Origin of the sequence: Vibrio sp. Vb1755 (assembly GCF_033338635.1) — a bacterium.
Classification (GTDB): domain Bacteria; phylum Pseudomonadota; class Gammaproteobacteria; order Enterobacterales; family Vibrionaceae; genus Vibrio; species Vibrio alginolyticus.
Map to the genome: position 1 here is coordinate 1 of NZ_JAWOTA010000049.1, position 10,616 is coordinate 10,616.

14 protein-coding genes are annotated in these 10,616 nt (G+C 39.9%); all 14 read right to left on the reverse strand.

From position 1 onward, the window contains the following. Positions 1–487: 487 nt before the first annotated feature. Complete coding sequence (locus R7E00_RS22145; protein WP_025502561.1) at positions 488–1,033, reverse strand: GNAT family N-acetyltransferase; 546 nt, start codon at positions 1,031–1,033, stop codon at positions 488–490. 154 nt (positions 1,034–1,187) lie between these two features. Continuing rightward, entirely contained in the window at positions 1,188–2,093 is a 906-nt protein-coding gene (locus R7E00_RS22155) for an Imm49 family immunity protein (RefSeq protein ID WP_170890296.1), read from the reverse strand. 162 nt (positions 2,094–2,255) lie between these two features. Beyond that, positions 2,256–2,534: a hypothetical protein gene (locus R7E00_RS22160; protein ID WP_054824883.1), complete on the reverse strand. Its 279-nt coding sequence runs from the start codon at positions 2,532–2,534 to the stop codon at positions 2,256–2,258. A 176-nt stretch (positions 2,535–2,710) separates the two neighbouring features. Next, complete coding sequence (locus R7E00_RS22165; protein WP_262606437.1) at positions 2,711–3,529, reverse strand: hypothetical protein; 819 nt, start codon at positions 3,527–3,529, stop codon at positions 2,711–2,713. Between the two features lie 143 nt (positions 3,530–3,672). Further along, a complete protein-coding gene (locus R7E00_RS22170; RefSeq protein ID WP_140055842.1) occupies positions 3,673–3,957 on the reverse strand; it encodes a hypothetical protein in 285 nt (94 codons plus the stop codon). Positions 3,958–4,105: 148 nt separating this feature from the next. Further along, positions 4,106–4,516, reverse strand: coding sequence for a hypothetical protein (locus tag R7E00_RS22175; RefSeq protein WP_141138152.1), 411 nt, complete (start codon positions 4,514–4,516; stop codon positions 4,106–4,108). Positions 4,517–4,654: 138 nt separating this feature from the next. Further along, positions 4,655–4,933, reverse strand: coding sequence for a hypothetical protein (locus tag R7E00_RS22180; protein WP_213892039.1), 279 nt, complete (start codon positions 4,931–4,933; stop codon positions 4,655–4,657). A 197-nt stretch (positions 4,934–5,130) separates the two neighbouring features. Continuing rightward, a complete protein-coding gene (locus R7E00_RS22185) occupies positions 5,131–5,619 on the reverse strand; it encodes an HAD-IIIA family hydrolase (RefSeq protein WP_262606439.1) in 489 nt (162 codons plus the stop codon). Positions 5,620–6,295: 676 nt separating this feature from the next. Further along, positions 6,296–7,126 carry a DUF2971 domain-containing protein gene (locus R7E00_RS22195; protein ID WP_262606440.1) on the reverse strand — a complete coding sequence of 277 codons (831 nt, stop codon included), beginning with the start codon at positions 7,124–7,126 and terminating at the stop codon, positions 6,296–6,298. Positions 7,127–7,276: 150 nt separating this feature from the next. Continuing rightward, entirely contained in the window at positions 7,277–8,134 is an 858-nt protein-coding gene (locus R7E00_RS22200) for an HNH endonuclease (RefSeq protein ID WP_213892041.1), read from the reverse strand. A gap of 135 nt (positions 8,135–8,269) precedes the next feature. Further along, on the reverse strand, positions 8,270–8,674 hold the full coding sequence (locus tag R7E00_RS22205) for a hypothetical protein (protein WP_005494818.1): 405 nt from the start codon (positions 8,672–8,674) through the stop codon (positions 8,270–8,272). A 695-nt stretch (positions 8,675–9,369) separates the two neighbouring features. Next, on the reverse strand, positions 9,370–9,777 hold the full coding sequence (locus R7E00_RS22210; RefSeq protein WP_262606441.1) for a hypothetical protein: 408 nt from the start codon (positions 9,775–9,777) through the stop codon (positions 9,370–9,372). A gap of 148 nt (positions 9,778–9,925) precedes the next feature. Beyond that, positions 9,926–10,210, reverse strand: coding sequence for a hypothetical protein (locus R7E00_RS22215; protein WP_143692569.1), 285 nt, complete (start codon positions 10,208–10,210; stop codon positions 9,926–9,928). Position 10,211: 1 nt separating this feature from the next. Then, positions 10,212–10,523, reverse strand: a complete 312-nt coding sequence (locus R7E00_RS22220) for a hypothetical protein (protein ID WP_151514949.1) — start codon at positions 10,521–10,523, stop codon at positions 10,212–10,214. Between the last annotated feature and the right edge of the window lie 93 nt (positions 10,524–10,616).

The window sequence follows — 10,616 nt, forward strand, 5'->3', positions numbered from 1 at the left end:
CCAAGATATTGAAAAGTGGCATGATATGAAAGGCTTTGAACACTGAAGTGAGACGGGCAGCTACAAAACTTTACCCCAGATGAAAGACGAAAATTGTCTAGAAGAAAAATGCACTGAACAGCCCTACTTTCACTGGCTTCAAATTAGAATAGGATTCTTTCCTCGTACTTCAACAGCCACACCAAAAATAATCAAGGTTCTCTCAAAAGCCACCACGAAAATGAAGAAGCTCCAAAGAAATAGGCTAAGAGTTAGAAACCGTAAACGGTGAAATCAAAACGAACACTCCGTATATAGTGCCACCGGAAAGAACGTGAAAGGCACTAACTGAAAGGTGTAAAGACGAGCGCCAAAACAGATACACACCAAAACTTATGACATTTAATGCCAAACCCGTACTAACGCCGCATTAAGGTGTGAGCGACACTTGGCTATACTTGAGCGAAGCGAAACTGCCAAGCGTTGCGAATCACTCTTGAATGCTTTGTTATGCGTAATTTTTGACGTACTTTGTCATTGCTGTTTCCGAGACTGACAAACCGTCGATTCTATATTGATCTTTGAATTCTCCAACAACGTCGAACCCTACTTTTAGGTAGAGGTTCTTCGCTGGGAAATTCTCTGATAATACACAAAGATCAAGCCAGTCAATTTCGGCTTTTTCTTGGCAGAAATTTATAACCGCATCAATGAGTCGTTGACCAATACCTTGCTTCCGGCAGGAAACATCTACGCCCATACCAAGTAGAACGCGATGAGAACGGCTTTCATCACCGTGGTGGCGAAGATCAATGTGACCTTTGATACTTCCAGAGGTGTCTTTTACAACCCAGAGCTTTCTCCAACCTAAATCGCCAAAGTGATGGGAAAAGCCTTTGATAAACTTATCTTTTGTTGCTTCTGGAATTTCACTTTGCTCTCTGGACATTGGCTGGAAAAGAGGAACTTCTCCATTACCATTTTCAGACAGCTGATTTTCAAGATACGCAAAGAATGAATCTAAATCCGATTTTTCCGCTTCTACTACTTCCATTTAATACCCCGTAGTCGATCGATTACGCATAACGCCCTGTTAAGGTGTGAGCAACGCAATACAAGAGCTGCCGCAAACCACCTTAAACACCAAACGCAACGCATAGTAAAAATGCCACGCGTTGCGAATCACTCTTAAACAGTTTGTTAACTAACTACGATTTGTAAATATCTAAAAAGCTATAGCTCGGCTCGGGCATATTACGGGTGTAGAACGCTTCTGGAACATAATCCGTTTCAAACCCTAAGCGAAAACCGTATTTCTGGTAAGTAAGCTTTGCCAGTGCCAGTAACGGCATAGCAAAATAGCCTACACGCTCTTCCTTTAACTTTTTTTGACTCCAATACTTGTGGTGCCCTTTGACCGCTTCATACATCGCTTGTTGATATTCCGCTTCACCACAACCTGATTTGTTTAGAACTTTTGTCATCACATTAATCGTTGGCAAATCGACAAGGTTTGCGTGTTCAAAGGCTAAACCCTCAAGATACTCAGGAGTACTTACATCAATGAACTTCTGAATTAACGACTTAACGTCACCAGATTTTATTCCGAGCATAACCATTTGGAGCTCAAAGAAGGTACGAGACCGAACATTATACCACTCAGTGTTTGGGTGGTCGGCTAGGTTGGCAAGGTACTCGATGTCACTCACCTGCTCACAGAATAAAGATAGCCAACTTAAGTAGGTTAGATATAGCGCACCTTCAAGACCATTGTATTCATCTTTCTTTGCTACTAGAGTGACCTCCGCTTTGGGGAGCACGACCGAAATCGTATCTCCATCACTCAATAGCTGTGACTGTACTAATTTAATATCAAAGTACTGATGCATATCCATTGCTCTAAGACTAGATTCTATGTCTCCAGCCTTGTGGTATAAACTACTGGTTAGATAAAGGCCTGTAAGACTCACGCTATATAAATCGACTTTCCCGATTTTAGAGTAACGCTCAAAGTCATCAAGCAGTCGTTTACATTTCATCCCGTATGGGTTAGAAAGTCTCTTTAGGTAGTCTGCATGACATGGTATTGGTTTAAAGTGTTCTTTTGATGTCATATAAACATTTCTCTTTAATTTATTAACTGGATCGAAGGAGTTAGTTAACGCCCTGTTAAGGGGTGAGCAACGCAATACCGATGCCGCCGCATACCACCTTAAACACTAAAAGCAACGCATAGTGAAAATGCCACGCGTTGCGAATCCCTCTTGAACAGTTTGTTAGGCGACATTTCTACGTTTAACTTCTTTCTCATACGAAGATTCGTTGTATAGCCAAATAACCCAAAATGCGAAAAACATCCCGATCGTGTAAATGGAGTAATTAAGAGCATTATCCGATAAGAAAATCGTAATGCTTGCCGCATCAGAAGATGGATAAAGGAAAATAACATTGAAAATCATGTACAAGATGGCTGTGACGAAAGTTGTTCTGAAAAGCCAATTTAAACATCCTTTCTTTCGCGATTTTTGCCAATTATCAAATGCTTTACCATTCATTAACCCACTCCTTTTCTGTTAACTGAAGCTAGATTCTCGCCAAGATACTATCACTACTCTATCGTTTATCTCATGTCGCCTAACGCCGCATTAAGGTGTGAGCGACGCTTGGCTATACTTGAGCGAAGCGAAACTGCCAAGCGTTGCGAATCACTCTTAAATGCTTTGTTATGCAGTTACTCAAAGGGAGCACTACAATCAATTTGCTTGATGTCAAAGCCTAACATGAACATTGCCTTATCCACCTGTCTGAAGTTTGCTTGAGTAACTTCTCCATACTCTAGCTTACACAAATACCTCAAAAACCACGATGCCACTTTATTTGCTTTAAAGTTTCGCTTATCGTCCGGTGACTTCATATTAATCCCTAACATCCTACGAAGTTCACTATTTAAGCATCGAACTCGTGTCCCAGTGCCTTTGAATGAAACAAGATGCTTTGTTATTAACGTTAGTTCTGATTTCTGCTCTACACTTTCCAAAGAGTCAAAATAACTAGCAAAGATATAGTTTATATATGCAGCAACTCTTGAATCATAAATAGTGGTGAGTTCAAACATAAATGAGAAAACTTTCGTCCATCCACTAGACCAATTTATGTTGTTGAGGTCAACTACCAAATTATGGTCATCTTCAAACCAAGATTTACACTCTGCAAGATACGGTTTCAGTTCGTTTTTTCGGTGAAGATTGATAGCATCAATAATATTTGATGCTTGAACCCCACCCCAATCAAAAACCTCTACGCATTGTAAAATAAGTTCATTATTTGGCGTTGTTTCTAGAGCACCTAACTGGCGGTCGATATTTACAGAGTATTTCTCAGAGGACTCATAAGTGTATTGTTCAGCAGCTGATTTAATAGATGTGAAATCTATTTTTCCCTTTCGCTTACCAAAGTCTACCTGAGACTGGACATTACTTATTTGGCTAAAATAGAAATCGGAGAAACCCAGACGGTCTAAAATTTGAGCCATTTCATTGTACGAATTCATAATTTTATCTCTGCTGCATAACGCCTTGTTAAGGTGTGAGGCACGCAATACCAAAGCCTCTGCATACCACCTTAACCACTAAAACTAACGCACAGTAAAAATGCCACGCGTGCCGAATCACTCTTGAACAATTTGTTATGTAGCTAATCGCGTAGTTCGTAAAACCCTCTTTCGATATCGTACTTTAAGTGCTTTGTCAGTGAGAACTGCGGGTCTTCTTTGAGAAATCTATTAGCTATCATCATTTGGTACTCATTGACTGACATACCGTCAAAAACATGTTTATTAATGTTAAATCCAGAGCAGTTTTCTTGCCCGCCAACACTTTTATCACTGCCTTTTCTATTTGATTTGCCAATAATCTTGATCTTCATATGGAGGCAATCTGACAAATCTGTGTACTTGATATTGGTGCTATCAATTTTCATAAATTCCTCTTGCTACATAACGCCCAATTAAGGGGTGAGCAACGCTACCACCCGAGCCTAAAGCATTGTGCCATAAACACTAAATTTGAAGTAGAAGCAAAAATGCCAAGCGTTGGGAATCCCTCTTAAATTGTTTGTTAGGTGCGTTCTAATTAGGCATATTAAGCTTAAATGATAAAGTTTCCCGAGCTAATGCGGAAAATGCATGAACTATTTTGGTTCTTTTTGTCATCTTTGAATGTTTTGTGAACTTTATCTTTGAAAGCACATCTTCAGCCCATTCTAACAAACCAGACTCTGAAGCATCAAAAAAGAACTCATGCGCCAGTTTGTTTCGAATCGAGTTTAATTCTAACAACATCTGTGCGCAAACTAGATAATCTTCATTCTGAGATAACTTGGTGGCTTTTCCATAGAAGCTCAACTTATCTCCATATAGTTGAGTTAAAGCTATATCTAGAATCAAGTGCCCTTTTAGAAGAATAAGCTCTTGATCCTGAATAGCCTCCAATTGACACCACGTACCAAACTCAAATAAAGGTACGATCTCTTTCTTCATTGCCATTACCTCATAAGCACCTAACGCCCTGTTAAGGGGTGAGCAACGCAATACCGAAGCCGCCGCATACCACCTTAATCACTAAAATAAACGCATAGTAAAAATGCCACGCGTTGCGAATCACTCTTGAACAGTTTGTTAGGCGATATTTCTACGTTTAACTTCTTTCTCATACGAAGATTCGTTGTATAGCCAAATAGCACAAAATGCGAAAAACATCCCGATCGTGTAAATTGAGTAATTAAGAGCATTATCCGATAAGAAAATCGTAATGCTTGCCGCATCAGAAGATGGATAAAGGAAAATAACATTAAAAATCATGTACAAAATGGCTGTGACGAAAGTTGTTCTGAAAAGCCAATTTAAACATCCTTTCTTTCGAGATTTTTGCCAATTATCAAATGCTTTACCATTCATTAATCCACTCCTTTTCTATTAACTGAAGCTAGATTCACGCCAAGATACTATCACTACTCTATCGTTGATCTCATGTCGCCTAACGCCCTGTTAAGGGGTGAGCAACGCAATACCGATGTCGCTGCATTCCACCTTAATCACTAAAACCAACGCATAGTAAAAATGCCACGCGTTGCGAATCCCTCTTGAACAGTTTGTTAGCTTTTGGAGCTTCCGTTTACAAGATAGTGGACCCAGATAAAACCACAACTTGCGCTTTCCGCTGCAATTTTATCTTTAAGGCGATCACCTACAAAAACCGTCGATGCTGGCTCGACACCAAAATGCGCTATTATGCGCTTTAACATTCCGCCTGCTGGCTTTCTACAGTCACATTCACCATCAATGGCATGCGGGCAAAACTGAATGGCTTCTCTATCCGGAAGAAAACCAAAAACGCTTATGACCATATCATTAAGGAGTTGAAGACTTACTTCCTCTGTAAACTCCCCCCTAGATATACCCGGTTGATTTGTCGCGATACCAAATTTTTTGGATGTCCAATCGTATTTGCTGAGGACATCACAAACATCACCTTTTAACACCCACTCCCCTTGTGCAAGCGGATAAAACTGACCTTCAACAGTGCACTCCCGTAGTGTATCGTCAGCATCAAAGATGACCAATTCATATCTATTCAAATCCATTGAATACCTCTTTTGAGTTCTGTAGAAAGCTAACGCCCTGTTAAGGGGTGAGCAACGCAATACCGAAGCCGCCACAAACCACCTTAAACACTAAAACCAACGCATAGTGAAAATGCCACGCGTTGCGAATCCCTCTTGAACAGTTTGTTATGCTTGTTCTATCAGTAGGCACGTTTAATGCCAACGCCATATACAGTTAACCTGTTGCCTAAAGAGGTCTTATTTATGATGTTCTTTACTACGCGAATGCTCGGCATACTTTTTGGAAATGAGTTGATGTATATGAAGTCCTTTTTTACGAATAAGATACCAATCTATCGCTGCTAAAATGACCAAGCCTATTATAGTTCCCATCTAAAACCCTCCTTACACATCGAATCATAACTCTATCAAACCACTGATAAGTTAGATAAGACAGAACGCAATTTTTGATGAGCTGCGATGGTTTTCAGAAAAGTTAGCGTCTATTAAGGGATAAAAGCCTCATTTTTAGTAAAGATACATGGTGATATTCGTTGATTACCTAAAGTGTCCATACTTACAAGTTTGAGAAAAAGCATAACGCCCTGTTAAGGTGTGAGCAACGCAATACTGATGCCGCCGCATAACACCTTAAACACTAAACGCAACGCATAGTAAAAATGCCACGCGTTGCGAATCACTCTTAAACAGTTTGTTATGTGTGATACTGGCGAAAGTCTTTAAACGAGAACCAAGGAGTACCATTTGAGTAACATATCTGTTCAAATTGCATACCACCTTTATATGTCGCTTGAAATACCGCTCTCTGATGTTCTTCGCTTGTATCAGCACCAAATACAATGCCTTTAAGAGCATTTTCGAAATGAAGAAACTGATTCTCCAAGCTATCAATATGCATCAGAAATCTATATTCATTCTCATCTCTCCAATCTAGTGACTTCTCAAATATTAGCTCGGCATTATATGTGTCAATATGGAGTTTAACGTACTCAGCAATCCCAACCTCTCGTAGCAGAGGATAATCTAGTGTATAAGGACTACGAGTTATGTCACCTTTCAACGGGCTATTTTTATAGTTGATATCACTACCGTAAAGTTCTGCACACTGACCAAACTGTTCAATTAGGAGAGCTTCAATACGCTTACGTTCAAAGGCAAAGCAAAGACCTTTATGATTATCGCCATATTGCGCCCACATTCTTGGTTTAGCGAAACCTCTTAGGTAGATATCGTTGATCATATCTTGACCGAGTCCAGGCATATCTTTTGAAAAGCAAAGCACCTTGCATTTCGTTTTGATTTCTTCGGAGACGTCATGCCAAAGCTTCATTGATTCATCGTATGTCGGGGACAATTTATCTTCTACATGAAAATCAAACTTCCAGTTTTTTGACTCTTTCGGGTCATTGGTTCCTCGCAATGAATTAAACATTAGAGTTCGATCTTTAAGTATAAAATCTAAGGCTTTTTCAATACTTGTGTAGTGATAAAGATACTTACTATCTTCAGTAAAAAACTGAAACATTAACAACCTCACTTATTACACATAACGCCGCGTTAAGGGGCAGCAACGCGCTACCACCAAACTTCAATTTACCACCGTAAACACAGTTGCCAAGGTTTAAACCAAAGTCGCCAAGCGTTGACTGTCCCTCTTGAACGCTTTGTTATACATTTATTTCCCAAATGCTACTTTAATGACGTTGTCTTGACGAGTTTCATACCTTTGCTCTAGTTTCCATTTAGGGTTTTGTTGCCAATCAATTCCCGTTTGAATACAGAAACCTACACCACAATAAGCCATTACACTACTTGTGATGCTATTACCCATCACACTAGTTCCAGAGGAAGAAAAGTCTATGTTAGTTTCACCAATAGCAAAGTTAATTTCCACAGCTGTAATTGGGAATTTAAAATCAGAACTATATGAAACACCATATTTCGATTTGAGCTGCTCTTCATTTTCAATTTCAGAGAATCGCAGATATAAATAGTCACCATTGTTGTAGCTGACTTCTAATTCCTTGCCTTGAGGAGGTGAACGCAGGTCGACTGGGTTACCAATATTCTCCCAAGAGTTCTCGTCTATGATTAGCCGCTCTTCAGCTCTTAAACTAAGCATGTTAATGCTTAGTCTCTGAAAACCACTTGCATCTCGTGAAAATGACACCAAATTGTGCCCATCAATTTGGACTGGAACAGGTGTTTCGTAGTAAAGGTTACCCCCAACGATCGACAGTAAATCTCGGCGTAGCCAATCAAGATTACCTTTTACTTGTTTAGAGTGAACACGATTCTTTTTAAACTCATGCAACTGCTCAGTTGTATAAGCATTACCATCTGCCTTTTTATGATGCTGAGCACATAGTGCAATCATACCTTGGGGATCGTTGTGAGGCTTGATATGAACTGGGGGGTCGAAATGATGATATTCCAAGTATGGATTACCACAATCTCGCACGGGGCAACCGAAGCCAACCTCTTCTCTTAATATCTCTTTGACCCTTTTGGGAATGGATGCTCTTTTAGCCACCGAAACCTCCGAAATGTATAACGCCTTGTTAAGGTGTGAGGCACGCAATACCGAAGCCTCCGCATACCACCTTAACCACTAAAACCAACGCATAGTAAAAATGCCACGCGTGCCGAATCACTCTTGAACAATTTGTTAGCCCTTTTTCAAAAGGTTAAGACTTGTATACGACAACCAAACCACCAAGATTGCCAGTAAGTTTAGAGAAACTGTTACTTCATTAACATTCACACTTATCGGTACTTCAACTCCAAAAGAAAAGGCTAAGGAAAAGTTAGGTGTTTCTATGCCTATCATCTGAATTAAATAAAGAACGATCATTAACTTAAATACCCAAAGCTTCTTTTTTAACAACCCGTAAAAACTAGACAAGTTCAAGCTTAGCATCACTAAAACAATTGCAAATGTGAGAAAAAGACTCGAAGAGCTCAATTGATTTACTTGGGCAAGCAAGGTAAATAGTAGAAACAGAGTAACTGCAACAGATATACCCTGCAAAAACAGCAAGAACTTTGTTCTTTTTAAATGATTTTCAAACAATTTTATATTTTCTCCTTGAGGGCTAACGCCTTGCTAAGGTGTGAGTAACGCAATACAAAAGCTACCGCACGACGCCTTAATCACATAAGCCACCGCAAAGTAAAAATGCCACGCGTTACGAATCACTCTTAAGCAATTTGTTAGTACATGCGCTACTTCTATTTATGCGCTCCAAGATATTGAAAAGTGGCATGATATGAAAGGCTTTGAATACTGAAGTGAGACGGGCAGCTACAAAACTTTACCCCGATTGAAAGACGAAAGTTGGCTAGAAGAAAAACGCACTGAATAGCCCTGCCTTCACTGGCTCCAAATTAGAAAAGGATTCGTTCCTCGCACTTCGACAGCAACACCAAAGAAAGACAATTTTGACTTAGTAAAAACCACGAAAAAGAAGAAGCAATAAAGAAATAGGCTAAAAGTTAGAAACCGTAAACGTTGGAATCAAAGCGAACACTCCGCATATAGTGCCACCGGAAAGAACGTGAAAGGTACAAACTGAAAGGTGTAAAGACGAGCGCCAAAACAGATAAACACCAAAACTTATGACCTTTGATGTCAAACCCGTACTAACGCCCTGTTAAGGTGTGAGCAACGCAATACCGATGCCCCCGCATACCACCTTAAACACTAAACGCAACGCACAGTAAAAATGCCAAGCGTTGCGAATCACTCTTAAACAGATTGTTATGTAGCTATTCGCCATTACCCAAATCAAAAAGGTTTATACCACCAGAACTATCTAGACTGGTATTCGTCACTTTACTATTAGGTTCTACATTTACTTCTGCATATAGTAAGTAGCTTTCAAATGATGGGACTTCAGATACGTTAAATAGGATCTTTCCAACAGACTTTTGAAAATCCAACAAGTCGCCTAGATCTTCATGTAGTTCCAAAGCCAACTCTTTACTGTATGGCACCAACATGCCATAAGAAACTGACTTATAGAATCGGTCATTGCTGCGATTAATCTGGTTCAATACCCAACTAATCTCATGAAACGAATAGGTGTTCTTTTTCCCAAATTTAGCACACAGCTTGGGAGCTACATCTTTAGCCACTGACTGAACATAAGCCTTTTTATTCATGAACTTAAGCATATCTATCCTCCTTGCTACATAACGCCGCGTTAAGGTGTGAGTAACGCAATACAAAAGCTTCTGCATTGCACCTTAACCACTAAACTTAACGCACAGTGAGAATGCCATGCGTTACGAATCACTCTTAAACGCTTTGTTATAGCTGTAGTCACGAAACTTGGGGTTTCTTCTTTTCTAGACTCGCGATGATTAAAGGTGTGGCAGCTCCTAAGTGAAGTGCTGCAAGTTCGTTAATGTTGACACCAACTTTTTGATAGACAAGGGCAGTTAAACCACCAAGGACGACCATTACTAGCGTAACCACCCAATAAAAACCAGATCGTAACCAATCGGGCTTTTCTCCTTTTTTGGCATGCCTAAGCTTATATAAAGCCAAAGCTTCAGGTAACAAGCCACCAATGACTCCCCACATGAAAACTTCTTCAACTGTCATGTTAGCTTCCTGTCTTGGCTGAGTTAACTGCACGGAACGCTGTCCAATAGTCACCAATTACCGACTTTCTTTTCCTCAACGTGTACAAACTACGACCATACTTGTCTTTCATAATGGACTTTCTAATTTCAGGCTCTGAATCTAAATATTTCTTAACTTCCTTTTCAGCTACCTTCAGTTCTTTAGCCAACCCCTCACTAGTTCTATAGTCCCACCTTTGGTCATGCAAAGCCTTAATCAAGTCGGCTTTGGCTAAGGCTTTCTTACGTTTTTTACGCTTGTTTTTATCAGGTTCATCCGTAGATTTATTCATTTTTCCTCCAAAGCTATAACGCCGCATTAAGGTGTGAGCAGCGCTTGGCTATACTTGAGCGAAGCGAAACTGCCAAGCGTTGCGAATCACTCT

Bases quoted from the DNA above. Each gene is read 5' to 3' on its own strand.
- R7E00_RS22210 (WP_262606441.1), bottom strand. From the start codon at position 9,777: ATGCTTAAGTTCATGAATAAAAAGGCTTATGTTCAGTCAGTGGCTAAA.
- R7E00_RS22215 (WP_143692569.1), bottom strand. From the start codon at position 10,210: ATGACAGTTGAAGAAGTTTTCATGTGGGGAGTCATTGGTGGCTTGTTA.
- R7E00_RS22155 (WP_170890296.1), bottom strand. From the start codon at position 2,093: ATGACATCAAAAGAACACTTTAAACCAATACCATGTCATGCAGACTAC.
- R7E00_RS22170 (WP_140055842.1), bottom strand. From the start codon at position 3,957: ATGAAAATTGATAGCACCAATATCAAGTACACAGATTTGTCAGATTGC.
- R7E00_RS22145 (WP_025502561.1), bottom strand. From the start codon at position 1,033: ATGGAAGTAGTAGAAGCGGAAAAATCGGATTTAGATTCATTCTTTGCG.
- R7E00_RS22220 (WP_151514949.1), bottom strand. From the start codon at position 10,523: ATGAATAAATCTACGGATGAACCTGATAAAAACAAGCGTAAAAAACGT.
- R7E00_RS22175 (WP_141138152.1), bottom strand. From the start codon at position 4,516: ATGAAGAAAGAGATCGTACCTTTATTTGAGTTTGGTACGTGGTGTCAA.
- R7E00_RS22165 (WP_262606437.1), bottom strand. From the start codon at position 3,529: ATGAATTCGTACAATGAAATGGCTCAAATTTTAGACCGTCTGGGTTTC.
- R7E00_RS22185 (WP_262606439.1), bottom strand. From the start codon at position 5,619: ATGGATTTGAATAGATATGAATTGGTCATCTTTGATGCTGACGATACA.
- R7E00_RS22180 (WP_213892039.1), bottom strand. From the start codon at position 4,933: ATGAATGGTAAAGCATTTGATAATTGGCAAAAATCTCGAAAGAAAGGA.
- R7E00_RS22160 (WP_054824883.1), bottom strand. From the start codon at position 2,534: ATGAATGGTAAAGCATTTGATAATTGGCAAAAATCGCGAAAGAAAGGA.
- R7E00_RS22195 (WP_262606440.1), bottom strand. From the start codon at position 7,126: ATGTTTCAGTTTTTTACTGAAGATAGTAAGTATCTTTATCACTACACA.